Below are 24,906 nucleotides of genomic sequence, written 5' to 3' on the forward strand. Positions count from 1 at the left end.
TCGTTCAGCTAACAGAAGGTCCTTCGCAAGCTCAGGATGACAGCCGCGTTGGCATTCACCACTTCACCATTTCACCACTTCACCATTTACAAGCCTTTCTGAGACAGTAACCGCTCCCGGCCGCGCACGATTTGGTACAAGTCGCCCAGAAATAGCTTGACCCGGCCAATGAGGATTATTCCGCTTAGCTCCCGCTCTTCGCGCTGGTTCAGGAAGAGCATCTGCCTATAGCCCGCGCCGGCCCCTACCCCTATCCACCGAAACACGCGCATGTGCCCTACCACGGAGGGCTCCACCATCCAGATATGGTCGATGGGGGACTGTTGTCGGTCGCCGTCGGGCAGGCGGAAGCTGGAGAAAACGGTACCGAAACCAAACTGTGTGGGCGTGCTGACCTCCCAGCGCGGTGTGCCAATAAGCACATATTCACCGTAGGCTGTCACGTAGCGAAAGCGCAACTCGCTTTCTGTCCCCGGTGGCAGCTCGGGTGGTGGAGCCAGGCGTGCGGGTACGCCACCGCTCAGGAAATAGCCACCCAGGCCTGCCCGCAGTCGACCGCGCCACTCCAGGCCCACCTTCATGCCATAAATACCCACCAGCTTGCCGTTGAGGGGTGAAAAACGCTGGTCGAGCTGTACTACTACTTTGCGGTGCCGCTCCTTCCGGCTGCTGTCGGGTGGGGCTATGCCCAGGCCGCTGTGAGCGGCAGCGGGCTGGGTTGCCAGCACTAGCGGCAGAAGCAAAAGTAGGCGGGTAAAGTAGTTCACGCCCTCGAAATACGCGGCACGGCGGCGCAAGTTAAGATTTCGCTCTACGGCTCACCTGTTTTTTCCGCTGCTTCACCCCTACGTGCTGCCGTTTCACCCTTATTTGTATCACTGGCAGAAGCCTTTATAGCGAAGTTTACAACTGTATACTTACTCCTTTTCACTATGGCTGATGCTACCCTTCCGGCTCTGTTGTTCCGCTTGGCTAATATGATTGCTCTGGTTGGCTGGGCGCTGCTCCTGGTGGCACCCCGCTGGCGCATAACACGCCGCGTGGTAGGCAACGGGGCGCTGCCGCTGGTGCTGGCCGCCGCCTATTCGGCGTGCATTGGGTATCACTACCTGAGCCCCCACGGTAGCGAGGGTGGTTTTGGCTCGCTGGCCGAGGTAGCCGCTTTGTTCCACGACCCGTGGGCACTACTGGCCGGCTGGGTGCACTACCTCTGCTTCGATCTGGCTGTGGGCGCCTGGGAGCTGCGCGATGCCCAGCGGCGCGGTCTACCCCACTTGCTTCTGGTGCCTGCGTTGGTACTCACTTTTCTGGTGGGTCCGGTAGGGCTGCTGTTGTATGCAGGTTTGCGCCGGTTCTACCCTACCCCTGCCTTGGCTGCCTGAAATCCTTCCACTTCAAATGCTGCTTTTTATGAAAACGACCCTTGCGCCTACCTCCGCTTTTCAGCTTTCTACCCTTGGCCTGCCCGCCCGCTGGCGCCGGCCAGTCTGGTTGCGTCTGCTTCACGATTCATACCCTCTGCTCACTTGGGTAGGCTGGCTGCACGTGGCGGTAGCAGCCGGCGCCGTGGTGCTTGGGTTTTTAGACCACCGCACGGTTACGGGGCTGAATGTGTGGGTTAAGCCGTTCAAATTCGGCGCTTCGGGGGTGCTCTACCTCTGGACGCTCGGTTGGCTGCTGGCCGATTTTCCCGCAGTGGCTCAGCCCAAAGCCCGGCGCATTAGCCGCCTAGCGGGCATCACCATGGCCGGCGAAATTGTCTTGATTTGCTTGCAGGCGGCGCGGGGCACTACCTCTCACTTCAACGTGAGCAGCGCCTTCAACGGAGCCGTTTTTGGCACCATGGGCGTACTGATTATGGTGAATACCGTGGCCATTGTGTGGGCGTTGTGGCTCACGTTCCGGCATCGCCCCATTGGGTCGGTGGCGTGGGTGTGGGGCATCCGGCTCGGATTAGGTTTGTTTCTCGTAGGCAGCATGGTAGGCGGCGCTATGAGCGGCCGCATGGCGCACACGGTAGGCGCTACAGATGGCGGTGCGGGCCTGCCCCTGCTGGGCTGGAGCACCCGCGCCGGCGATTTGCGGGCCGCCCACTTTCTGGGGCTGCACGCCCTGCAAGCCCTACCGTTGGCGGGCTGGCTGCTGGCGCGTATGGCCCCGCGCCTGCGGGCTGGCGTGCAAACCGGCGCTATGGCCTTGGTAGCGCTGGGCTATGCGGGCGCCGTGGGCTGGCTATATTGGCGGGCACTGAGTGGTTTGCCCCTGCTGGCTCGCCCGTAATGTTGTTATTTAACCCGATGATCAGCCTCAGCGCTTACCAAGACAGATCATCGGGCCGCACGTATGAAAGACCAACGCCTACGTTTACTGGGGATTCCGCTGCTGGCGCTGCTGATTACACTGCTGGGCGGCGACTCGCACCGGTTCATTTCGTGGCTGCATTTTCTGGTAAATTGGAGCATCGCGCTGCTCTTTACAACGGTGCTGTGGCTGGGCAACCGGCTGTTGTGGGAGCTGCTGTGGCGGCGCTTCCCCGGTGTAGAGCAGACGGCTCGCCGCTTGTGGTGGCTGGCAGTAGCCTGCGTGCTGTATACCAGCGTGGCCTCGGTGGTACTGCTGTTCTTTCTACACACGGTCTCGCCCGCCTTGTTTCCCATCGAAGCACGTACCTTGTTAGTGCAGGTGGCCTTCAACCTGATTCCGACCACTGTGGTGCAGCTTATCTATGAAAGCCGCCATTTCTTTGAGCAGTGGCTCTGGAACGTGCGCCGGGCTGAGCAGCTGCAAAGTGCCGGGGTACAAAGCCAGCTGGAGGCCCTGCGCAATCAGCTAGACCCGCATTTTCTGTTCAATTCGCTGAATACGCTATCGGCGCTGGTGGAGCCCCACAACGAGCCGGCCCAGCAGTTTGTGGAGCAGCTCGCCGATGTGTACCGCTACGTGTTGCTCAGCCGCGACCAGGCCACAGTGCCCTTGCGCGAGGAATTGGCTTTTGTGGAAACCTATGTGGCGCTACATAAGGCCCGTTTCCGCGACAATTTGCGTGTGGTATACCACGTGCCGGATGCGGTGCAGGCGCGGCATGTGGCGCCACTTAGCGTGCAGCTGCTGGTAGAAAACGCCCTCAAGCACAACGTGGCCTCGCAAGAGCAACCGCTGCTGCTCACCATTGTCTACGACCCCACCACCAACTACCTCACGGTACAAAACCCCATACGCCCCCGCACTGCTGGCCTGCGCCCGCACACGCAGGTAGGGCTGGATAATGTACGGCGGCGCTACGAACTACTACAAGCCCCTCAACCGGTGCAAATAGAAACCGACAACGGCCTGTTCACTGTACGGCTACCGCTGCTACCAAGTGCCCCGGCAGCTACTCACTGATATCCTCTGAGGCCACCAGCTCTGCGTCTAGCAGTGAGTTGGCTATCAGCAGTGTGCCGTCGCTGACTTCTTCCAGGCTGATACCGGCAGATGTAGCCGGTGGGTGGCACACAACTAAAGAGGTATGGCGGCGGCGCAGCCATGCGGCATAGCGCGTGAGGATTGGCAGCATATCCGACGGCAGCATAGATAGCCCACTGCAATCAAGCCAAACCTGGCCTTTTCCGCTGCGGCTAGCATGCCGCAGCGCGCTGCGCAACAGCACGGCATCGGTTGCGGCCGGTGTAGATTCAACCAAAATGACTAGGTAGCTATTCGGCAGAATTTCCCGGTATACCTGCATGGGACTAGGGCTGGAAGGTGATGGCGTTAGCGCGAAGCGTTGGTGCCGCAGATAACATCGTGCAAGCAGATTTATTGTTCTGCCTACGTAAGCTAGCTGCCTATTTACGCTTCTTAATACGGCTGCCAAAATAACGGATTTGCTGAATAAAAAGTTATTTAAAGTATTGATTTACAAATTATTACTATTACAAGCCATTTGTACTATGCAATGCCTTCGCCATAAAAATGGTAGAGACCCTAGTCAATTAGCCCATTGCTGAGAGCATACTTAATTAGGGAAGCGGTGTTTTTTGCTTGTGTTTTCTCCATCATATTTTGCCGATGCGTTTCGATAGTGCGCTTGCTGTTGTAGAGCTTTTCGGCTATTTCACTGGTTGTGAGTCCTTCTGAAATCAACCTGAGTACTTCCAATTCGCGGCGCGATAGAACAGATTCCTTTTTTACTGGCTCATTGATGGTCATGGTAATCGGGGCGCTGTTGCCGGAATTCTGCAGTTTATGCAGCATCTGAAAACCCAGCTCCGAACATAGAAAATGACGTCCGGCAGCCACTGTGCGGATACCAAACGTTATTTCCTCTTTGCCAGCGTTTTTCAGAATGTAACCAGAAGCACCGGCCTCCATCATACGACCAATGTAGGCCTCGTGGTCCAGCATAGACAAAATCAGTATATGCGTTTGCGGGTAGAGCGCATGTACGCGGCGTGTGGCTTCTTCTCCGCTCATAATGGGCATATTAATATCCATGAGCACCACGTCGGCCGGCGTTTCTTGTAGCTTGTCCAGCAGTTCTTGACCATTGCTAGCCTGGTCAATTACTTCAATATCGGGTTCCTGCTGTAGCAGGTAGCTGATGCCATCCCGGATAATGGCATGGTCATCAACAAGTATTGTACGAATCATCCTGATGTGTGAAAGGAAGGAGCAGAAAACAGTATAGAGTATCTACGTGCTGTACGCAATTTGAGCTATTTAGCATACTTGATTTTCATCGACTGCTTTTCCCGCTGCCGCTCGGTGCGGAAGTCCTATAGATGACTGCGACCATGACTATTCTGCTACTAGAAGACGAATACCCGGCCGCCGAGCGTTTGCAACGGCTGCTACAACAGGTGGCGCCTGGGTCCCGGGTGCTAGCCGTATTCGACAGCGTAGCCGGCGCTCTGGCCTGGCTTGCTACCCACCCCGCCCCCGACCTGATCTTGTCGGATATTCAGTTGGCCGATGGGTTGAGCTTCGAGCTGTTTGAACAAACCGTGGTGCGCAGCCCGGTCATTTTCACCACTGCCTACGACCAGTACGCCATTCGGGCCTTTCGGGCCAACAGCATCGACTATCTGCTAAAGCCTGTGAAGGTGAAGGAATTGCAAGCTGCTCTCACCAAGTTGCACCAGTGGCCTACCCCGCCTACCCTCCCCGACCCGGCACAGCGCCTGGAGCGCCTACTAGAAACGCTGGCCATGCCCCAGCAAACTTATAAAACCCGGTTTCTGGTGCGAAGCGGCGAGCAATTGCTCCCATTGCCCACGGCACAGGTAGCCTGGTTCCAGAGCCGCCACGAAACCACTACCCTCGTCACGCAGGAAGGCCAGCGCTTCGTGGTGGAGTACACGCTAGAGCAACTGGAGCAACTGCTGAACCCGCAGGATTTTTTCCGCCTTAATCGACAGTTTATTGCCCAGCTACCGGCTGTGCAGCGGCTGCACGTCTACTTCAACGGCAAACTCAAGCTTGATTTACATCCTGCCCCCAGCGAAGAAGTACTCGTGAGCCGTGAAAAAGCTACTGCGCTCAAGCAATGGCTGGAGCGGTGAGATGGTGAAATGGTGAGTTTGTGAAGTTGTGAAATTGTGAATCGTCTGTCATCCTGAGCGCAGCGAAGGACCTTATGTCAGTTGAACGACGAGCGTACCAACGACTCGTTCTAGCGTGATAAGGTCCTTCGCTGCGCTCAGGATGACAGACGATTCACAATTTCACAACTTCACAAACTCACCATTTCACCACTCACCATCTCACCATCTCACCGCTCCAGCCACGCGCGGAAAGCGCTTACCCGCTCGCGGCTGACGAGCACGTCGCCCTCGGGGCTGGCGGGGGCGAGGGTGGTTTTCAGGCGGGAGTTGGTGTAGTGGATGATGTCTTGAATGGCCGTGTGGTGCACGAGGTAGGCGCGGTTGAGGCGAAAGAACTCGCGAGGATTCAGGAGCTGCTCCAGTTGCTCCAGCGTTTGGTCTACCACCACCCGGCGGCCTTCGCGGGTTTGCAGGAAAGTGGCCTTCTCGAAGCTGAAGAAATACGCCACCTGCGCTACCGGAATCACCTTTAGGTGCTCGCCCACTTTCACCACAAATTGCTGCTTGTACTGCGGCTGGGGTTGGAGCTGCTGCACCAACTGTGTGAGCAAGGTAGCGTCGAAGGCTGGTGCAGCCGGCTGGCGGGCTTGCAGGCGGGCTACGGCGGCGGCTAGCTCGTCGGCATCGATGGGCTTGAGCAGGTAGTCGATGCTATTATGCTTGAAGGCGCGCAGCGCGTACTGGTCGTAGGCGGTGGTGAAGATAACGGGGCAGCGGACCTCCACGCGCTCAAACAGCTCGAAGCTCAGCCCATCGGCCAGCTGAATATCCAGAAACAGCACGTCGGGGGCGGGGTGCGTGGCGCGTAGCAGCTCGACGGCCTCCTCCACCAACTCGGCCGTGCCGATTACCTCTAAAGGCACTGGCTGCTTGCGGAGCAGGTCGGCGAGGCGGCGGGCAGCTAGGGGTTCGTCTTCAACCAGAATGGCACGGAGAGGGGTAGGCATAAGCAAAGGGGCGACTTGCAGCCGCCCATTGGTGAATATGGGAAGTCAAGACAAGATGAAGACAGAAAACAAGAAAGCTAGCATGCTTCTCGGCAGTGGGCAACGGCAAGCTGCCCCCTACCCCAGTGTCAGCAGAGGTAGGGCCACAGTAAACTCGGTGGCCGTGCGCTCGATACGCACTGGCTGGTTGGTCAGGAACCCGTAGCGCGCCTGCAAATTTCGCAGCCCCAGCCCCGTCGACTCGGCAGCAGCCACGGTGCGCGGGCGCAGCGTATTGGCTACGCGCAGCTCGCGGTCAGCGGTGTCTATTTCCACCGTGATGTGCAGTGGATTGCGCTGACTGGTAGCGTTGTGCTTGAGGGCGTTTTCTAGCAACAGCTGTACGGCCAGCGGCGGTACCAGCAGTGTATCCGCGCTTGCGTCTGGCTGTTTTATCTCTACCTGAATGCCCTCCCCCAAGCGAGTACGCTGCAAGTGCAGGTAGGACTCGACGAAGGCCAACTCCTCACCGAGCGGCACTACCTCCCGTTCCTGGCTATCGAGCACGTAGCGGTACACCTGGGCCAGCTGCCGGATGAAGCGCGTGGCGCGAGCCGGGTCGTTTTCTTCCACCAGTACCGTTAAGGCGTTCAGCGAGTTGAACAGAAAGTGCGGGTCTACCTGCCGACGCAACGAGTCGAGGCGGGCCACGGCGCCTTCTTTTTCCAGGCGCTCGGTTTGGATGGCAGCATCACGCCACCCCAGCAAAAACGACCGGCTGTGAATGAATAGCGATATTACCGTCGTCGTAACGAGCGGCAGGATAAACTGACTCCACACGCGCGGCTCCAGCAGCTCGCGCAGAGGACGGTGGTGGTAGAGCACCCGAAATCCACCATTTACCAGCACAATCACCAGCAACGACAGCACTATAGAAAGCGCCACCGTCAGCAGAAAGCGCCGTAGTGGCTCCTGGCGCCAATCGGCTTTGCGGTTCAGCCAAGCGGCGGGGTAGCCATTGGCCAGCCACAGACCAACCGTGTAGCAAATGTTGTAGCCAAATGTCAGGCGGAAGTCCTCGCTAGTTATGGCGCACCCAGGGCAAAACAAAAAGGTAAGCACCACCGACAACAGCAGCATGAAGCCCAGCATCTGCCACCACTGCAACTCATTGGCATAGTGCTTTTTGAAGGTAGGCGCTTCGTCCTTCGCGTGGGCTCTCATGTCTACAGAAATCATAACAGCAAAAAAGTGCGTGGAAGTTACAGAAAAGCCGGTGGCAGCCAACCAGGAGCACGGCACGCTACTTGGCAGCAGCCAGAGCGGTATTGCAGTTTTTGAGCCGGCTCAGCAACTGTCCTTTGCCCCAATCGGGCGCAATAGCCGAGGCCGGCTGGAACGCCTCGAATTTCACCTTGGCCTCTTCGTACAAAGGCTTGGCTACTTCCGGACCACCGCCAAACATTTTGGGCGTAAAGAAGGCATTGTTGGCGCCAATGAGGTAGGGCCGCGGGTTGTTGGGGTTCGCCTTTTTGGCCTGCGCAATGGCCTCGTTCACCATGCCCGAATACTTCATGGAGCGCAGCATGGGCGAAACGCCCAGCCGGGCCTGGTAGATGTAAGCCTGCAATGCCAGTAGTTCCGACTCGTCGCCGCCCAGCTTGCGGGCCTGCGCCAGGGCAGCCTCGGCCTGGTCAAGCGTCTTATCCTTCACATCGCCCTCCTCCTGGCTTTGAAACACGTTGATCAGCAGCGCATAGCCTTGGTAGTAGCGCGGCAACCAGTCCTGTGGCGCTACAGTAGCGGCGCGCTCAAACGTAGCGGCGCTGGCCTTCAGCGCAGCGGGCTCGCCGGTCTGCATCAGCTCCTGAATGGCCGCCGCCATCATACCCTGGTAGCCAGCGGGGGCCGTTTGGGTAGTGGCCGTGGTGGTTTTAGTCTGGGCTGATGCCGAAAGGGAGGCAGTGGCCAGGGCGAGCAGGAAGAGTACCTTTTTCATCGTGGTAAGTGGTTGTGTGGATGTATGATCCAAAAGTCAGCAACCCCGACAACCCATGAAATTTCCTGTATCTAAAGCGTCAGATAAGCCGGATGAAGTGTGGAAATCCTCCGATGGTGTGCTGGGCGTCTGGTGTAGTTCGGCTTGCCGGGCGCAATGCCCTCAGCTAAGCAACCCTACCCTGTTAGGCGCGTTTGCGGAAGATGCACAGCCGACTTTTGGCTGTCTCACCCACTCCTCTCACTTTCTTTCCGATGAAAAGATTAATCAACAAAACGGCCCTCATCACCGGCTCCGATTCGGGTATTGGCCAAGCCACGGCCATTTTATTTGCCCAGGAAGGCGCTAACATCGTGGTGGTATACCACACCGATGCCGATGGGGCAGAGCACACGCGCCAGCAGGTAACACAAGCCGGCCAGCGCGCCCTAGTGGTGCAAGCCGACGTGAGCGATGCCCAACAAGCCGAGCAGCTTTTCAAGCAGGCCTTGTTGGAGTTTGGCTCCGTAGATATTCTGGTGAACAACGCCGGCGTGAGCGGGGCGCACAAACCTGTGGTGGAGATGCAGCCCGAGGAATTCGAGCAGACCATTCGCACCGATTTGTTTGGGCCGTTTTACCTAGCGCGGCTGTTTGCCCAGCACCGCAAGCAGCACGGCGGCAAGGGCAAGATTGTCAACGTCACGTCCATTCATGAGGAGGTAGTATCGCCCGGCACGGCCGACTACTGCGCGGCCAAAGGTGGCCTGCGCAACCTCACGCGCACGCTGGCCTTGGAGCTGGCCGAGGACGGCATCAACGTCAACAACCTCGCCCCCGGCATGATCCTGACGCCCATGAACCAAAAAGCCCTCGACGACCCGCAAAAACGCGAAGAAGGCGAGCAACGCATCCCCATGAAACGGGCCGGCCAACCCGAGGAAATCGCCAAACTAGCCCTGTTTCTGTCTTCCAGTGATTCGGATTACGTGACGGGTTCTACTTACGTGATGGATGGCGGTTTCATGCGCATGGTAGCGCAAGGCGCGTAGTTGGTAGAGTCTTCTCCCATTTGTCACTTAAATTATAGTTGTCATCCTGAGCTTGCGAAGGACCTTCTCACGCTAGAACGAGTCGTTGTTACGAGCATCGTTCTGACGTGAGAAGGTCCTTCGCAAGCTCAGGATGACACATTTTTTAACTTCTTACCCTTCCTACCCTCCTACCCTCCTACCCTCCTACCCTAACTTAATCCTCTGGCGCCGTGTGCAGGTCCACCGGGCGGTTTTTGTTGATCGAAATAAGTAGGTATACGAACACCATGCGGCGGGCCGAGGGGAGCAGTGGCACGGCGGTGTAGCGGCCGGTAGCGGCGTCGGGCGTGCTGGCGTAGCGGTAGCCGAACACGTTCTGTCGGCCCAGTATATTGGAGCAGCTCACGTGGATGATGGTGAAATTTTTACGGATTTGCGTGAGGTAGCTCAGGTTCAGGCTCAAGTCCTGGAAGCTGGGCAGGCGGCCCGCATTGTAGCCTGTGCCAGTGACGGCATCGTAGCGGTTGGGGTCGAAGTAGGCGCGGGGGCTGCCGTAGCTGTAGGTGGCCCCGAATAGCGTGTGCCACTTATCTACCCAATACTTGCCCACCACCGAGAGATTGTGACGCGCCGCGTAGGTAGGCACTGCCCGTACCGGGTCGAAGTGTTGTTGGCGGCGGGTGTCGAGCAGGCTGTAGCTCACCCAGTAATCGAAGTTGCGCAAGGTGGTTTTGTCGCGCCAGAGCACGTCCAGGCCGCGGGCGTAGCCGGTGCCGGTACTGCGGTAGGTAGCGGGGCTAGGCAATTGGTAGGCCAGCGTGGCCGGGTTGAACGCGCCGGGCAGGTCGTAGCGCACTAGGTGGGCATAACGCTTGTCGTAGGATTCGAGGCGCAGTAGGCGCCGGTGGGCTTCGTACTGGTAGGTGAGCTGGTAGTGACGGGCGCGCTCGAAGCGCAGAGGCTCCGGAGCATATTGGCCCAGCCGCAACGCGTCGTTGGTGGGCGTTTGGTAGAAGTAGCCCCAGGCGCCGGATAGCTGGCTGTATTGATTGATTTGATAGGCCAGCGCGGCCCGCGGTGCGGCGTTCCAGCGACCCAGCACCGCCGAGTATTCGGCCCGCGCCCCTACCCTGCCCGCTACCTTGTTGGAGAAGGCAATTTCCGATTCGGCAAAGCCCGTAGCCCGGCGCTCCGTGAAAGCCAATGCCCGCGTCACGTCGCTTTCCCGAGCTTGATAGTGAAACTGATACCGTTGCGCCAATACTTCCGCGCCCACCTTCAGATTCCAGTAGGCACTGGCCGAGTCGTTGGTAACCACGGTCCTACCCACCACCGACTGTTCCAGTTCCTGGATGCGCTGCTGGTCGGGTTGGATGTGCTGGTTGTCGCGAGTGGCGGCGGCGCCGGTTTGCAGGCTCCAGCCGTGGGCCAACGGAGTGCGCCAGGTGGCATTAAGGTAGGCATTGGTGTTGCGCAGGTCCACGGGTTGCCTACCATCGGCATAGTCGGCGTTGGGCGTGAGTACGGCCATGTGCTGCTGCTGAAACGTCCCATAAATCTTCAACATGCCCATCTCGCCGGTGCGCTGCCGGGCCGCTACTGAGCCGCTGGCGGCTTGCATCGTGCGCAGAATCCGCTGGGATACCAGCCCAAAGTAGGGCCGCATGTTCATGTAATCGGCCGTAACGGCCACCGACGACCGTTCCCACCGCTGCTGCCGCGCCAGCGTCAGCCCACCCAACGACAGCGCCGAAATGCCCGTCTGGGTCTCCTCCGCCAAATCCACCGACCGCAGCGCCACCACCGCCGACAACGCCTGCCCGTACTCTGCCGAGTAGCCGCCCGTGCTGAACATTGTGCCCTTGAACAAGGTAGGCGCAAACCGCCCCCGCGCTGGCACCCCGCTGGGTGTGGCGTTATAGGGGCTTTGCAGGGGTAGGCCATCGAGGTACTGCTTGGTTTCGGAGGCCGCACCGCCGCGCACGAATAGCTGGCCGGCCTCGCCGTTGCGGGTGGTGCCGGGTAGGGTATTCAGGGCGCCGGCCACATCGGCCTGGGCACCGGCAGTGGTCTGCACGTCGCGGGCCGAGAAGGTGGTGTTGCGCTTGTCGTCGCCGGCCTCATAGGTACCAGCCGTTACGATTACGTCGCCCAGCTGATTGCGCACAGCCTTCAGCCTGAAGCTGATCTGATGCGCTTTCCCATCCAGCACCACCGGTTGCTCCTGCGCCACATACCCCAACAGCGAGGCTACCAGCGGCAGCGTGCCAGTTTGGATAGTCGTGAACCGGAACCAGCCCAATGTATCGGTGCTGGCCCCGTCAAACGTAGTTTTCAGGAATACGTTCACGCCCGGCAGCGGCTGGCCGGCGGCATCGCGCACGGTGCCTGTGAGAGTAGTGGTTTGGGCCAGCAGGCGGCCGGCCGTCAGCAACAGGAGCAGCAGTGGTAGCAGTCGTTTCATCGGGCAGTAGTAAAGTGATGCCCAAAAGTGCGCGGCGACTACCGGGCAGGAAATTTACTGTTGCTGAAGTGTTGGATTAGGGGAATGAAGGGTAGGGAGAGATAGGCAAAGCTATTTTTCAACTTCGAAAATGCTACCTGTCATCCTGAGTGCAGCGAAGGACCTTATCATGCGAGAACAAGTCGTTGTTATGTCGGTCGTTCATGCGTGATAAGGTCCTTCACTGCGTTCAGGATGACACGGTAATCGAGACATTAAAACCGCGCGTAGCGCCGCTTGCGCCACCACGCCCTACCCAAACCAAACGCGGCTAGCAGGGCCAGCGGCGCCACCAGATTCAGCAGTTGCCAGCGCTGGCGCTGTTCGGCTACTTTCACTTTATCCAAGGGGCGGAGGGTGATTTGCTTACCGCGCACAGCGATGAGGCCGGTTTCGTCGAGGAGATAATCCACAGCGTTCAGCACTAGCTCGCGGTTGGCAAATTCGGTGTTAGCGAGGCGGTCGTAGCCGAGGCGGAAGGGGTTGCCGGTTTTCGGGTCCACGTCGTTGCGCACGAAGTCACCGTCGGGAATAACCAGCAGCTTGGCGGGCTTGGCCAGGGGCGACTTTTCGGGCTGGAACTGTGTGGTGCCGGGCTGGGCGCGGTTGGCGTAGAGCGAACGGAACTGCCCTTCCAGCAGGTAGCCCACCGGCTCGAAGCGCTCCTTATACAGCTTCGGATCAGGCGGTAGGCGGGCGTCGTTGAGGTTGACGGGCACGGGCGCGGGCAGCACGCGGGTATAGCGCGAGGTGAATAGCAGCGGCGTCTTGCGGATGCCCACGGCCTTCACCGTGTCAATGCTGCTCACAAACTTGGTGTACACCGCATCGAGGTTGCGGGTGATGGGGTGCTGGCTGAAGTTGTTGATGAGGGGGTAGAACTGCCAGGGCAGCGGCTCTACTTGCGGCTTGTCGCCCAGGGTGCCCGTCACCAGCGGAATCACGCCGGAGTTGAGGTCCAGCATCAAATCAGGATTGATGCGCACGCCGTACTTGAACAGCATGTCTTCCAGGTTCAGCTGCAACGGAAACGAGAGCATGCCGCCGCGGTTGGCGCTGTCGAGGTTCACGCGCATGGCATCCACGAAAAACAGCGTGCTGCCGCCCTGCGTGATGAATTGATCGAGCTTGAACTTCTCTTCCTCGGTATACGCCGTGGCGGGCTTGGCCACGATGATAGCATCGAGCGGGCGCAGGTCGCGCACCTTCGTCAGGTTCACTCGGAATACGTCGTAATTCTGACGCAAGGAGCCAATCAGGTCGCCGGCTTCGGCGTTGTCCAACTCACCGTGGCCTTCCACGATGCCGATGCGCTTGCGCTGACTGGGCTCTAGGCGCCGGATGGCGCTGGCCAGCTCATATTCCAGTCCCTCAATGCTTTGGTTGAGACGCACGTCGGCGGGGGCGGCCTGGTTGCCGCGCAGCAGCAGCACCGGCAGCTCCTGCGTGCCTACCGACACGGTAGCCCACGGAAAGATGATTTTCTCGACGCGCTTGCCGTTCTCATTGGCGCCCAGGTTGGTAGGGCGTAGGCCTTTCTTGAGTAGGGTCTCGTAGTACTGATTGCGGGCCTGCTCGGTGCCCGCCGCCGAGGGGTCCACGAATACGTAGTGCAGGTTGCTCCCCCCGTATATCTGCATTTCGTTCAGGGTCTCGCGGGTGGCCTGCTGCAAGCGCCGGAACGCGGGCGGAAAGTCGCCATCCAGGTACACCGTAATGGTGACGGGCTGCCTCAGATTCTCCAGCAGCTGCTTGGTAGCCGGCGACATAGAGTAGCGCTTCTCCTCCGTCAGATCGACACGAAAAAAGAATTGCTGGGCCAGGAAATTGAGCAGCAGCAACGCGCCAATCACCACGAAAAAGGTGGTTAGGTCGCGGCGTTTGCGGGAGGTGGCAGGGGTAGAAACAGATTCAGACGAAGCCATAAGCGGCAGATTGTAACTCAATTACGACTGTCATCCTGAGCATGTGGCGCATCAAGCCAGTGTCGAAAGACCTTCTCACGCTAGAACAACAGGCGTCACAACGACTCGTTCTACGGGCATAAGGTCCTTCGCAAGCTCAGGATGACATACTTATTTCACTTCTATTTTACTTACCATTTACCAATTCCTACTCCGCAAGGCCAGCCGCGTAGCCCATAGCATGGCTACTATCACGCTCACGAAATACAGCAAATCGCGGGAGTCGATGAGGCCTTTGCTCAGGTCGCGGTAGTGGGCGGCAATGCCTAGTTGGCTGATGTAGTAAGCCGTGCTACCCTCAAACACCGAAGCAAGCGAATCAAAGCCTGTATACACTAAGAAGCACCCCACCACCGCCACCAGAAAGGCAATAATCTGGTCGCGGGTGATGGCGGAGGCGAAGATGCCGATGGCCGCAAACACCGCCGCCAGCAGCCCCAGCCCCAGGTAGGAGCCCACCGTGGCGGCCGAGTCGATGTTGCCCTCGGGGTTGCCCAGCTGGTACACCGAGTAGTAATAGAGCAGGGTAGGCACCAGCGCCAGCAGTGCCAACAGCAAGCACGCCAGATATTTACCGCCAATAATCTGCCCATCCGTGAGCGGGCGCGTGAGCAGTAGCTCGATGGTGCCGGCCTTCTTCTCTTCCGCAAACGTGCGCATGGTGATGGCCGGAATCAGGAACAGGAAAATCCAGGGCGCGGTGTTGAACAGCGTTTGCAGGTCGGCGTAGCCGTAATCAAGCACCGAGCTATCGGGGAATACCCACACAAACAGCCCCGTAGCCACCAGAAATACGCCAATAACGACGTAGGCAACGGGCGAGCTGAGGAAGGCGTTGAATTCTTTGCGGAGAATGGAATACATAGAGTAAGAAAGGCTGTCATCCTGAGCGGAGCGAAGGACCTTCTCACGCTGGAACGAATCATTATTACGCTTTTCGTTCCAGCGTGAGAAGGTCCTTCGCTCCGCTCAGGATGACAGAAAAATAGACATTTTACTTTGTCAAATTCTTAAACACCTGCTCCAGGGACTGCTCTTCCTGTCTTAGTCCCAGCAGCACCCAGCCCTGGTCGGCGGCGAGGCGGGAGATACTGCCGCGCAGGTCGGGGCCGGCGGCGCGGATGCGGTAAGTAGCGGGCGATGCGTCGGCCTCCACGGCCAAGATGCCGGGTAGGGCGCGCAGGGGCGCAGGGTCAATGGGCTGCTCAAACTCGGCTCGAATTAGGGTTTCGCCTTTTGTGCCAGCACCCAAATCAGCCACGGGTGAATCGGCCACTAGCTGCCCGCGGTTGATAATAACCACCCGGCTGCACAGGGCCGTAACTTCAGGCAGGATGTGCGTGGAGAAAATTACCGTTTTGTCCTCCCCTACCTCCCGAATCAAGGTGCGAATTTCGCCGATTTGATTGGGGTCGAGGCCCGTGGTAGGCTCGTCGAGGATGAGCACGCCGGGGTCGTGGATGAGGGCCTGGGCTAAGCCTACCCGTTGCCGGTAGCCTTTCGACAACGCCCCGATTTGCTTGTTCTGCTCGCGCCCCAGCCCTACCCTATCCACCATTTGCTGCACGCGGCGGCGCAGCTCACTACCCTTCAACCCGTGCACCGAGCCGATGAATTCGAGGTACTCATGCACGTACATGTCCAGGTAGAGAGGGTTGTGCTCGGGTAGGTAGCCCACGCGGCGGCGCACTTCCAGGGGCTGCTCCGTCACGTCAAAACCCGCCAGCTTCACGGTGCCGGCCGAGGGCGGCAGGTAGCCAGTGGCAATCTTCATGGTAGTGGATTTGCCGGCCCCGTTCGGCCCCAGAAACCCCAGGATTTCGCCTTTGCCCGCCGTGAAGCTGATGTTGTTCACGGCGTTTTGCGCGCCGTAGGTTTTTGTGAGTTTCTCGACTTCTACCATGAATCAGTTACCAGTTATCGAGTGTAAAAATAGAACGTCATTTCGACCAACGGGAGAAATCTCGCATGCTCCCGATAATTTCCTGTTAATTGAGATTAGCGCTGCACGCGAGATTTCTCCCGTTGGTCGAAATGACGTTCACAATTCGCAACTCACTTCGGCATCGACGGCCGCATCTGAATCTCCGACACCATTGTGGCCTTGGGTGCTTCCAGGGCGTGCACAATGGCCTCGGCAATATCCTCGGGCTGCATTTTGTGGGGGTCGGGCTCCTGGCCGGCCTTCATTCCACCAAAATTGGTTTCCACCGAGCCGGGCATCACGCACGTAACGCGCACGCCATCCTGGCGCACCTCTTTAAATAGGGCATCGGAGAAGCCACGCACCGCAAACTTAGTGGCGCAGTAGCCCGCCATACCGGCCGAGCCGGCCGTACCGGCTAGCGAGGCCACGTTGATGATGTGGCCTTCGCCTTGCTCCTTCATGCGCGGCAGCACGGCTTTGGTGCAATAAAAAACGCCGTGCACGTTGGTGTCGAACATGGCGCGCCACTCCTCCGACGAGAAGCCGTCGATGTTGCCCATGTTGCCGATGCCGGCGTTGTTGACAAGTATTTGCGCCGCGTCCAGCTTGTCGATAGTGGCAGAGTAGGCTTGCAGTACCGACTGCTCATCCTGCACGTTGCACTCGAAAAAATGGAAGTCTTCGTGCTGCAACTCGTCGGGGGCCGAGCGGCTCCAACCGGCTACTATGGCACCTTTGGCCAGCAGTGCCTCGGCGGTGGCCTTGCCAATGCCTTTGCTGCCCCCTGTGATTATCGCTACCTTGCCACGTAAGTCCATATGCCTGTGTTGATGTTTCAGATTGCGTTTCAGCCGCAAGTTAACGGCCCTACCCGGCTTTTACGCAGTATGCTGGCTGGCAGCCTGCTTTTATTGCTAGCCGCCTGCGGCGACGGGCACGAAACCGATTGCTTGAAAAGCACCGGCCGCATCACCACCGAGCGCCGGGAAGTACCGGCTTTCGAGCAGCTGTATATTCACGACAACGTGGAAGTGGTGCTGGTGCAGGACTCCGTGACGTATGCCGAGGTGCGCACCGGCAAAAATCTGCAAGAAGACATTGAGCTGACTACCGCAGGCAATCAATTGATTATCCGCAACACCAGCCGCTGCAACTGGACGCGCCGCTACGATACCCCGCGCGAAATAACCCTGCATACTCCTTCGGTGCTAGATGTTTTGCAGTTTGATCAAAGCTCCCTCCACATCCCGGCCCCCTTTCGGGCCGACCGGTTTTTCTACCACTTCCTGGGTGCCGGCGAGGCTGACCTCAATCTGGACGTGCAGTACCTGAATATGGATATGTACGAGCTGGGCGACGTGACCCTTCGCGGCACTGTTGCCGGCGATGCCGTAACGCTACTGGGTGGCAGCGGCACCCTCCGCGCCACCGAGTTGGTAGCACGTAACCTCACCTTGCAAACCACCCGCAGTAGTATCGGCGATGCGCATGTGCGCGCTACGGGCACGCTGGGCATCGACCACGCCGGTGCAGGTACTGTTTTCTACCGCGCCCCTACCCACCACGTGGAGGTAACGGGCAAAGGCAATGCGGTGGCTGAGTAGAGCAGTTGTATGACGCCCATGGTTGTCAAAAGAACGGTCATGCTGAGCGCAGCGGAGTCGAAGCATCTCTACCGTAAGTAATTCCTACCGATAGCAACGAAGCGGTAAAGATGCTTCGACTCCGCTGCGCTCAGCATGACCACCTATCATTTTTATGCCCTCCACCTAAATATCGCCCAGCTGCGGCCGGATCAGTAGCTCTTCTACCACGGCTTGCTCCGAGAGCTGGTAGGTAGCAAACACGGCTTCGGCGAGGTCTTCGGGCTTGATGAACCGCTCGGGGGGTAGGCCAGCCCCGGCCCAACTGTCGGTGTAGGTGGCGCCGGGCAGCACGGCCGTCACGCGGATGTTGTGCTCCTTCAGCTCCTCGCGCAGGTTTTTGGTGAAGCCGTAGAGCGCATGCTTGGCAATGCCGTAGGAGCCGCCGTTGGGGTAGGCCGTGAGGCTGGCCGTGGAGCAAATCGTGAAGATGTGCCCGTGGCGCTGCGCTATCATACCGGGCAACAGGGCCTGCGTGACGTCGTAGGCGCTCAGCAGGTTGGCGGCCAGCATCTGGCGCAGCTGCTGCCCATCGGTGGGCTCGTCCTGCAAGCGGCCGGGCACAAAGGAGCCGGTGTTGTGCACCAGCACTTCTACCCCGCCGGGCAGCGCCCGCACAAATTCGCCAAACCGAACCGCATCGGCGTGGTTACTAAGGTCGGCAGGTAGGGTGTGTAGCACAGCTCCCGGTGTGGCCTGCTGCACGGCAGCCTCCAGGGCGGCCAAGTCCTCGGCCGAGCGGGCACAGGTGACGACCGAAAACCCGGCCCGCACAAACCGCTCCACCAAAGCGCGGCCAATTCCGCGGCTGCCACCGGTCACGACGATATTTTTTTGCATTCCTTTGTTTATATGTTGAGGTTTTACGTATGGTGCAACAGGCCTGCTGCCGCGTGTGCGCGTAGACCCGATTTTTCGCAAGTTCCTGCTTTTCTCTTTCCGGACGCTTTTTTTATGGTAAAGACCTTCGGCTCTTTTCTACTCTTTCTCCAAAGTATGCTTTCCCGCGGCGAGCGGTTCAAAACGCTTTGGAACCGCACCATCGACGAGGCTATTCTCATTGGAGTCGATTCTGTTTTTATCGTCTCGCTGGTTAGCGCTTTTATCGGAGCCGTAACCTGTGTGCAGATTTCCTACAACCTGGTCAACCCGCTTATTCCCAAAGCCACTATTGGCTATATGGTACGCGAGATGACCATTCTGGAGCTGGCCCCTACCATCACCAGCATCGTGCTGGCCGGCAAGGTAGGCTCCAGCATTGCCGGTGGCCTGGGCACCATGCGCATTACCGAACAGATTGACGCGTTAGAAGTGATGGGCATTAATTCCTCTTCCTACTTGGTATTACCCCGCATTCTGGCCTCGCTGCTGATGTTTCCGTTGCTGGTGATCCTAGCCATGGGCCTGTCCATTATGGGCGGATACATTGCCGGCACGTTGTCGGGTTCTATCTCGGCGCAGGAGTACATTGAGGGTATCCGGGAGGATTTCATCCCTTATAACATCCTGTTCGCCCTCATCAAATCGTTGGTGTTTGCTTTCCTGATTTCGGCCATTTCGTCTTTCAAGGGCTTCAATACCCGCGGCGGTGCCCTAGAGGTAGGCGCAGCCAGCACCGGCGCCGTTACCAACTCCATTATCGCTATTCTGATAGCCGACTTTGTGCTGGCGGCTGTTCTGTTGTAATCGGTTGTTAGGGTCTTAGAGTATTGGGGGTTTCGTTCTGTCTTTCACTGATTTATGAACGTTGAATTCCAATAAACCCAAGATCCCAAGACCCCAAGACCCCAAGACCCCAAGAAATGATTGAGATTCATAATATTCAGAAGTCGTTTGACGGTAACGCCGTACTGAAGGGTATCACCTGCACCTTCGAGACGGGCAAGTGCAACCTGCTGTTGGGCGGCTCAGGTACGGGCAAATCGGTATTACTTCAGTGTATTGTAGGCCTGATGAAACCAGATTTAGGCAGTATCACCTTCGATGGCACTGTTTTCACCAATAATAAGGTGAATATCCGGCAGGAGATTCGTCGCAAAATCGGGATGCTGTTTCAGGGCTCGGCTTTGTTCGACTCCATGACGGTGTATGAAAATACCGAGTTTCCGCTGAAGATGCTGACGCCGGAAATGACCAAGGAAGAGCGCCGCGACCGGGTGGAGTTTTGCCTGAAGCGGGTAGGACTGGAAAACGCGGGCAATAAGATGCCTTCCGAAATATCAGGCGGTATGAAGAAGCGCGTGGGCATTGCCCGCGCCATTGCCCCTAACTGTACCTACCTCTTCTGTGACGAACCCAACTCCGGCCTCGACCCGCTTACCAGCCTCAAGATTGACGAGCTGATTCACGAAATCACCCACGAGTACAATATCACCACCGCCATCATCACCCACGATATGAACTCGGTGGTGGAAATCGGCGACCATATCATCTTCCTGCACAAAGGCATGAAGCTGTGGGACGGTGATAAGGAGACCATATTGAATGCCGAAGTACCTGAGCTGAAAGAGTTTATCTTCAGCAGCAGCCTCGTTCGCGCCGCCAAGCGTGTAGACGATGAAGGTGGTTTGCAAGATGTGCTAGACGACGACCCCGTGCGGGCTAAATAATACTCTGTGTATCTGGCCAAGAAAAAAAGGTCTCACGCACTAGCCGTGGGACCTTTTTTTCTTGGCTTGTGGTATAACTACCAGCCTTCGCGCCGCCGCAGCTCTGTGATGTGCGCCAGGTGATGGCGCCCGTGCCACGCATACAGCACCAGCGCCTGATCCAGCGTAAAGGTTTTTTCAGAGCCCGGATGATAAAACGTACGCTGCCACTGCGCCTCTGTGAGTTGGCGCAACAAGGTAGTCCAGCGAATGTGCAACGCTTCTAGCAAGGCTAGCGACACTGCCGGTTTAGTGGCTGCCGTATCGGGCAGCTCGGCCCAGGCCTGCTCATCGTAAGGACTAATGGTGGGGGTGTCTTCGGTGAGGGCTAGTTTGAAGCGCACGTAGCTATTGAGGTGGCTATCGGGTAGGTGGTGTATCACTTGGCGCACCGTCCAACCGCCGGGGCGGTAGGGCGTATCCAGCTGCGCCGAGCTAAGGCCTGTGACGGCCGCACGCACCTGATCGGGTAGTAGAGCCAACTGTGCAATGTAGGCAATGCGGGCACCCTGGGCCAGCGGCTCCGTGGGTAGGATAGGTTGGCCAATGGGGTAGCGCAAGTCGGGAAGTTCTGTTGTCATAAGCTAAGGTGCATGGAAGAAGCGCAAGGTAACGGCAACGAATTAATAGCGGCCTTGCCACCAAAATAAAAGCCTCTCCCAAACAGGAAGAGGCTTTCTGGCCTTTAGTAGCGATACATTATTCTTTGTTGCGCTTGTTTAGCTCGTCGCGGATTTTAGCGGCTTTCTCGTAGTCTTCTTTTTCCAGCGCCTGGGCCAGCATCTTGGTCAACTCATCCAGCGACACCTGCCCGCTGGGCTCGCGTGGCTCCGGTGCCGGCTTGCTGCTGCCGCTCGTGGTATCGTCATCGTCGTCATCATCCTCGTCCGACTCTTCAGGATTTTCGTCCAGGTCGCTCAGGATAATGCCGGCTTCGCTCAGTACGCTTTCCACTGTGTAGATCGGTACGCCAAAGCGGAGGCCGATGGCAATGGCATCGCTGGGGCGGGCATCCAACTCGAAAGTGGTAGCCCCATCAGAGCACACAATTTTGGAGTAGAACACGCCTTCTTTCAAGTCAGAAATCACGACTTCCAGAATGGCTACGTGCACCTGCTCGGCAAAGGACTTAAACAGGTCGTGCGTAAGCGGACGATTAGGGCTTATTTTTTCAATCTGAATCGCGATACTTTGGGCCTCAAACATGCCAATGATGATGGGCAGCCGACGGTTGCCTGTCTTCTCTCCCAAAATCAGGGCAAACGACCCCGATTGAGATTGGCTGGAAGAAAGTCCTAGTATCTCGAGCTGAATTTTTTTCACAGGAGAAAGTATGTGCTGGTAATGAGGTGAGTGCGCCTAACGGGACTGCAAAAAGCGTATATTTTGATATATAACACTCATTTTCAATCGGTTTACGCCTTAACCTAGTTCCTTAACGGCTTGGGTTAGTTTCGGTAGTACGTCGAATACGTCGCCAACGATGCCATAATCGGCGGCTTTAAAGAACGGCGCCTCCGGGTCTTTGTTGATGACTACAATCACCTTGGAGGAGTTGACGCCGGCCAAATGCTGAATGGCGCCCGAAATACCACAGGCAATATACAGGTTGGGCGAGATGGTGATGCCCGTTTGGCCCACGTGCTCGTGGTGGGGGCGCCAGTCGGTATCAGACACGGGCTTGGAACAGGCCGTGGCCGCACCCAGGGCCTTCGCCAGGTCCTCAATCAGGTTCCAGTTTTCGGGGCCCTTCATGCCGCGGCCACCCGATACCACGAGGTCGGCTTCGGGTAGGAGCACGCCGCCGGCCTGGTCCTGCATCACTACCTCTTTGGGCGCGTCGGCAAAGTCGGCGTCGGTCAGGTTGGCCGAGAAATTTTCTACAGAAGCGGTTTTGCCGGCTTCATGCTGGGCCTCAATAGAGTTTTTCTTGACGGCAATAATCTTGCGGTCGGTGGTGAGGGCCACGTCGGCCAGGGCTTTGCCCGAGAAGGCACCGCGCTTCACCACAAACTGCCCGCCATCTGTTTTAGGCAGCTCTACAGCGTTAGTTGCCAGGCTGGCCTTCAGGCGGATGGACAGGCGCGAGCCTACCGCCGCGCCGATGTTGGAGTTGGCCAGTACCAGCACTTGCGCGCTTTCCTGTTCGGCGGCGGCGGCAATGAGCTTGGTGTAGGCACCGTTCACGAAGTCTTTCAGGCGGGGCTCGGCGTCGTAGAGCACTTTGCTGATGCCCTGCTCGCCCAATTTAGCGAGGTTGTCCTCGGTGGCTTCGCCTACGGCTACGGCCGTAGCCGTGGTGCCGAGTTGCTGGGCTACCTGGCTGGCGTAGGTAGCCACTTCCAGCGAAGACTTTTTCACCTCGCCTTTATCGCATTCTATAACAACTAGTACAGACATTATCTTGTGGTTTTGTCATCCTGAACGGAGCGAAGGACCTTATCACGTCCGCGCCGCTTGAAGTAGGAAAACCAACGAAAGCAGCCGTGATAAGATGCTTCCCTCGTCAGCATGACAGTCGAACTAAATCACTTTCGCCTCGTTGCGCAGGAGCTTGATCAGCTCGCCGGCATTTTCAGCGTCGATGAGCTTTACACCCTGCTTCTTGGGGGGTAGGGCAAACTCGGTTACCTCGGTGCGGGGCGCGTCGCCGGTGGGCTCTACCACTTTCAGGGGCTTGGTGCGGGCCGTCATGATACCGCGCATGTTGGGGATGCGGGGCTCGCACATGGGCTGCTGGCACGACGCTACGAACGGCGTGTTCACCTCCACTATTTCCTTGCCGCCCTCAATCTCGCGCTCCAGGGTAGCGGTGTTGCCGCTCATATCCAGCTTCATAGCGGGCGCTACCGTGGGGATACCCAACAGCTCGCCTACCATGCCGTGCACCTGAAAGCCGTTGTAGTCGATGCTTTCTTTGCCCATCAGAATTACGTCGTAGCCACCGTCTTTGGCGACATTGGCAATCTGCTCGGCCACGAAAAAGGCGTCCTTGGGGGCCGCATTCACGCGGATGGCATCATCAGCGCCGATGGCTAAGGCTTTGCGAATGTTGGGTTCGGTATCGGCCTCGCCTACGTTCAGCACCGTCACGGTACCGCCGCCCTGGGCTTCTTTCAACTCAATGGCACGGGTCAGGGCATATTCGTCCCAGGGATTTATCACAAACTGCACGCCGGCTTTGTTGAACTCCTTATTATCCGGGGTGAAAGTGATTTTTGTGGTCGTGTCGGGCACGTTGCTGATGCAAACGAGAAACTTCATTAGGCTGCGTTAGATAGACGAACAATACGGGAAAGCCCCTAATTTCGGGCGAAGATACAGAAAACTCCTACCCGATGGAAAACACACCCAGCCGCCTTTCGCAACTCCTGGCTTTCTACGCCGACGACCCAAACGATGCCTTCACGATCTACGCGTTAGCCACTGAATATCGGGCCGCGGACCCGCAAAAAGCCATGGAATTTTACCAAAAGCTGCTGGACGAGCACCCTGAATATGTGGGTACGTATTATCACGCCGGAAAGCTGCTGGCGTACTTAGAAAAGCCCGATGAAGCCGAAAAAGTTTTCCGCAAAGGATTGCAAGTAAGCCGCAAAGCCGGCCAGATGCACGCCGCCAGCGAATTGCAGCAAGCCCTCAACCAGCATTTGGGCTTGGATTATGAGGATGAGGTGTGATATAGGTTTGGGGGACTGATGGTCTGAGTTGGTGGGGGTCTGGGTTCGTAGGTAGGGGTTGTCATCCTGAGCTTGCGAAGGACCTTCTCACGCGTGAACGACAGACGTACCAATGACTCGTTCAACGGGCATAAGGTCCTTCGCAAGCTCAGGATGACACTCTTCCTATTCCTCTATCCCCACACCCCAGTACCTCACTCCCATGAAAATCCTGTTAGTCGAAGACGAACCCAAGGTTTCTGCGTTTATCCGGCGTGGTTTGGAGGAGGAGCACTATGAGGTGGAAGTGGCCTACGATGGCACATTTGGCCAGCGGCTGGCCCTCACGCACTCCTACGACCTAATTATTCTGGACGTCATCCTACCCAATCAAAGCGGCCTGGACGTGTTAAGAGCCATTCGTGGGCAGGACCAGCAGGTGCCCGTGCTCATGCTCACGGCCCTGGGCACCACCACCGATAAGCTCCACGGCTTCGATGGCGGCGCCGACGACTACCTCGTGAAACCCTTCGACTTTGCCGAGCTGTTGGCCCGCGTGAAAGCCCTCACGCGCCGCCGTGGCCACACGGCCAAGGGAGCAGTGCTTACCCTGGCCGACCTCAACTTGGATACGGCCGCCAAAACCGTGACGCGCAACGGCCAACCTATCAAGCTCACGGCCCGCGAGTTTACCCTGCTGGAGCTGTTTATGCGCAACCGTGGCCGGGTACTCAGCCGCGCCGAAATAGCCGAAAACTCCTGGGAAGATTCCTTCGACTCCGGATCAAACGTCATCGACGTATATGTGAATTACCTGCGCAACAAAATCGACAAGAATTTTCCTACCAAGCTCATTCACACAGTAGTAGGCATGGGCTATGTATTGCGGGAAGAGGGGTGAAATGGTGAGATGGTGAGTAGTGAATACGGCTGTCATCCTGAGCGTAGCGAAGGACCTTCTCACGCCAGAACGACCACCTTAATAACGACTCGTTTCTACATTCATCGTTCCAGCGTGAGGAGGTCCTTCGCTACGCTC

General features: G+C 57.8%; 26 protein-coding genes. 10 read left to right on the top strand and 16 right to left on the bottom strand.

Translation table 11 applies throughout. The features are described 5' to 3' along the window. Positions 1 to 86: 86 nt before the first annotated feature. Positions 87 to 743: a hypothetical protein gene (locus tag H8B15_RS09665; protein WP_187319482.1), complete on the bottom strand. Its 657-nt coding sequence runs from the start codon at positions 741 to 743 to the stop codon at positions 87 to 89. A 189-nt stretch (positions 744 to 932) separates the two neighbouring features. On the opposite strand from H8B15_RS09665, the gene H8B15_RS09670 reads away from it, so the two are divergent. The 3 genes from H8B15_RS09670 to H8B15_RS09680 all read left to right on the top strand — a co-directional run bounded on the left by H8B15_RS09670 (position 933) and on the right by H8B15_RS09680 (position 3,384). After that, the gene (locus H8B15_RS09670; RefSeq protein WP_187319483.1) at positions 933 to 1,382 is read left to right on the top strand and encodes an ABA4-like family protein; all 450 of its coding nucleotides are present in this window, start codon (positions 933 to 935) and stop codon (positions 1,380 to 1,382) included. Between the two features lie 28 nt (positions 1,383 to 1,410). Beyond that, the gene (locus H8B15_RS09675) at positions 1,411 to 2,280 is read left to right on the top strand and encodes a hypothetical protein (protein ID WP_187319484.1); all 870 of its coding nucleotides are present in this window, start codon (positions 1,411 to 1,413) and stop codon (positions 2,278 to 2,280) included. Positions 2,281 to 2,343: 63 nt separating this feature from the next. Continuing rightward, the gene (locus H8B15_RS09680) at positions 2,344 to 3,384 is read left to right on the top strand and encodes a sensor histidine kinase (RefSeq protein WP_187319485.1); all 1,041 of its coding nucleotides are present in this window, start codon (positions 2,344 to 2,346) and stop codon (positions 3,382 to 3,384) included. On the opposite strand, the gene H8B15_RS09685 is transcribed toward H8B15_RS09680, so the two are convergent. Together H8B15_RS09685 and H8B15_RS09690 are read right to left on the bottom strand one after the other, a co-directional pair. After that, on the bottom strand, positions 3,374 to 3,556 hold the full coding sequence (locus tag H8B15_RS09685; RefSeq protein ID WP_187319486.1) for a hypothetical protein: 183 nt from the start codon (positions 3,554 to 3,556) through the stop codon (positions 3,374 to 3,376). The genes H8B15_RS09680 and H8B15_RS09685 overlap by 11 nt on opposite strands. 410 nt (positions 3,557 to 3,966) lie before the next feature. After that, positions 3,967 to 4,632, bottom strand: a complete 666-nt coding sequence (locus tag H8B15_RS09690) for a response regulator transcription factor (protein ID WP_187319487.1) — start codon at positions 4,630 to 4,632, stop codon at positions 3,967 to 3,969. A gap of 143 nt (positions 4,633 to 4,775) precedes the next feature. Between H8B15_RS09690 and H8B15_RS09695 the strand changes: the two genes are divergently transcribed. After that, a complete protein-coding gene (locus H8B15_RS09695) occupies positions 4,776 to 5,543 on the top strand; it encodes a LytR/AlgR family response regulator transcription factor (RefSeq protein WP_187319488.1) in 768 nt (255 codons plus the stop codon). Positions 5,544 to 5,752: 209 nt separating this feature from the next. Here H8B15_RS09695 and H8B15_RS09700 read toward each other — a convergent pair whose 3' ends face one another. The 3 genes from H8B15_RS09700 to H8B15_RS09710 all read right to left on the bottom strand — a co-directional run bounded on the left by H8B15_RS09700 (position 5,753) and on the right by H8B15_RS09710 (position 8,510). After that, positions 5,753 to 6,532: a LytR/AlgR family response regulator transcription factor gene (locus H8B15_RS09700; RefSeq protein ID WP_187319489.1), complete on the bottom strand. Its 780-nt coding sequence runs from the start codon at positions 6,530 to 6,532 to the stop codon at positions 5,753 to 5,755. A 117-nt stretch (positions 6,533 to 6,649) separates the two neighbouring features. Further along, on the bottom strand, positions 6,650 to 7,750 hold the full coding sequence (locus H8B15_RS09705) for a sensor histidine kinase (protein ID WP_187319490.1): 1,101 nt from the start codon (positions 7,748 to 7,750) through the stop codon (positions 6,650 to 6,652). 64 nt (positions 7,751 to 7,814) lie between these two features. After that, positions 7,815 to 8,510, bottom strand: coding sequence for a hypothetical protein (locus H8B15_RS09710; protein ID WP_187319491.1), 696 nt, complete (start codon positions 8,508 to 8,510; stop codon positions 7,815 to 7,817). A gap of 254 nt (positions 8,511 to 8,764) precedes the next feature. Between H8B15_RS09710 and H8B15_RS09715 the strand changes: the two genes are divergently transcribed. Continuing rightward, entirely contained in the window at positions 8,765 to 9,541 is a 777-nt protein-coding gene (locus H8B15_RS09715; protein ID WP_187319492.1) for an SDR family NAD(P)-dependent oxidoreductase, read from the top strand. Positions 9,542 to 9,737: 196 nt separating this feature from the next. Here the strand turns inward: H8B15_RS09715 and H8B15_RS09720 are convergent, their stop codons facing one another. The 5 genes from H8B15_RS09720 to H8B15_RS09740 all read right to left on the bottom strand — a co-directional run bounded on the left by H8B15_RS09720 (position 9,738) and on the right by H8B15_RS09740 (position 16,735). Further along, positions 9,738 to 11,987 (bottom strand): TonB-dependent receptor, encoded by a 2,250-nt coding sequence (locus H8B15_RS09720; protein WP_187319493.1) that lies wholly within the window; start codon positions 11,985 to 11,987, stop codon positions 9,738 to 9,740. Positions 11,988 to 12,241: 254 nt separating this feature from the next. Continuing rightward, entirely contained in the window at positions 12,242 to 13,951 is a 1,710-nt protein-coding gene (gene gldG, locus H8B15_RS09725; protein WP_187319494.1) for a gliding motility-associated ABC transporter substrate-binding protein GldG, read from the bottom strand. A 177-nt stretch (positions 13,952 to 14,128) separates the two neighbouring features. Continuing rightward, entirely contained in the window at positions 14,129 to 14,854 is a 726-nt protein-coding gene (gene gldF / locus H8B15_RS09730) for a gliding motility-associated ABC transporter permease subunit GldF (protein ID WP_187319495.1), read from the bottom strand. Between the two features lie 130 nt (positions 14,855 to 14,984). Then, complete coding sequence (gldA, locus tag H8B15_RS09735) at positions 14,985 to 15,893, bottom strand: gliding motility-associated ABC transporter ATP-binding subunit GldA (protein WP_187319496.1); 909 nt, start codon at positions 15,891 to 15,893, stop codon at positions 14,985 to 14,987. A gap of 152 nt (positions 15,894 to 16,045) precedes the next feature. Next, positions 16,046 to 16,735 carry an SDR family oxidoreductase gene (locus H8B15_RS09740; RefSeq protein WP_187319497.1) on the bottom strand — a complete coding sequence of 230 codons (690 nt, stop codon included), beginning with the start codon at positions 16,733 to 16,735 and terminating at the stop codon, positions 16,046 to 16,048. 12 nt (positions 16,736 to 16,747) lie between these two features. Here H8B15_RS09740 and H8B15_RS09745 point away from each other — a divergent pair, with 12 nt between their 5' ends. Further along, positions 16,748 to 17,521 (top strand): GIN domain-containing protein, encoded by a 774-nt coding sequence (locus tag H8B15_RS09745; RefSeq protein ID WP_187319498.1) that lies wholly within the window; start codon positions 16,748 to 16,750, stop codon positions 17,519 to 17,521. A gap of 165 nt (positions 17,522 to 17,686) precedes the next feature. Here H8B15_RS09745 and H8B15_RS09750 read toward each other — a convergent pair whose 3' ends face one another. Further along, positions 17,687 to 18,400, bottom strand: a complete 714-nt coding sequence (locus H8B15_RS09750; RefSeq protein WP_187319499.1) for an SDR family oxidoreductase — start codon at positions 18,398 to 18,400, stop codon at positions 17,687 to 17,689. Between the two features lie 156 nt (positions 18,401 to 18,556). On the opposite strand from H8B15_RS09750, the gene H8B15_RS09755 reads away from it, so the two are divergent. Continuing rightward, the gene (locus tag H8B15_RS09755; protein ID WP_246455375.1) at positions 18,557 to 19,246 is read left to right on the top strand and encodes an MlaE family ABC transporter permease; all 690 of its coding nucleotides are present in this window, start codon (positions 18,557 to 18,559) and stop codon (positions 19,244 to 19,246) included. 116 nt (positions 19,247 to 19,362) lie between these two features. Further along, entirely contained in the window at positions 19,363 to 20,169 is an 807-nt protein-coding gene (locus H8B15_RS09760; RefSeq protein ID WP_187319501.1) for an ABC transporter ATP-binding protein, read from the top strand. A 77-nt stretch (positions 20,170 to 20,246) separates the two neighbouring features. Here the strand turns inward: H8B15_RS09760 and H8B15_RS09765 are convergent, their stop codons facing one another. The 4 genes from H8B15_RS09765 to H8B15_RS09780 form a co-directional block, all read right to left on the bottom strand. Beyond that, a complete protein-coding gene (locus tag H8B15_RS09765) occupies positions 20,247 to 20,789 on the bottom strand; it encodes a YfiT family bacillithiol transferase (RefSeq protein WP_187319502.1) in 543 nt (180 codons plus the stop codon). 118 nt (positions 20,790 to 20,907) lie between these two features. After that, complete coding sequence (locus H8B15_RS09770; RefSeq protein WP_187319503.1) at positions 20,908 to 21,531, bottom strand: bifunctional nuclease domain-containing protein; 624 nt, start codon at positions 21,529 to 21,531, stop codon at positions 20,908 to 20,910. A gap of 99 nt (positions 21,532 to 21,630) precedes the next feature. After that, positions 21,631 to 22,608: an electron transfer flavoprotein subunit alpha/FixB family protein gene (locus tag H8B15_RS09775; RefSeq protein ID WP_187319504.1), complete on the bottom strand. Its 978-nt coding sequence runs from the start codon at positions 22,606 to 22,608 to the stop codon at positions 21,631 to 21,633. Positions 22,609 to 22,731: 123 nt separating this feature from the next. Beyond that, on the bottom strand, positions 22,732 to 23,472 hold the full coding sequence (locus H8B15_RS09780) for an electron transfer flavoprotein subunit beta/FixA family protein (RefSeq protein ID WP_187319505.1): 741 nt from the start codon (positions 23,470 to 23,472) through the stop codon (positions 22,732 to 22,734). Positions 23,473 to 23,546: 74 nt separating this feature from the next. On the opposite strand from H8B15_RS09780, the gene H8B15_RS09785 reads away from it, so the two are divergent. After that, the gene (locus tag H8B15_RS09785) at positions 23,547 to 23,888 is read left to right on the top strand and encodes a tetratricopeptide repeat protein (protein WP_187319506.1); all 342 of its coding nucleotides are present in this window, start codon (positions 23,547 to 23,549) and stop codon (positions 23,886 to 23,888) included. Between the two features lie 202 nt (positions 23,889 to 24,090). Then, a complete protein-coding gene (locus tag H8B15_RS09790) occupies positions 24,091 to 24,768 on the top strand; it encodes a response regulator transcription factor (RefSeq protein WP_187319507.1) in 678 nt (225 codons plus the stop codon). The last annotated feature ends 138 nt before the right edge of the window (positions 24,769 to 24,906 follow it).

The sequence above is a fragment of the Hymenobacter citatus genome, assembly GCF_014333615.1.
Taxonomy (GTDB): Bacteria; Bacteroidota; Bacteroidia; order Cytophagales; family Hymenobacteraceae; genus Hymenobacter; species Hymenobacter citatus.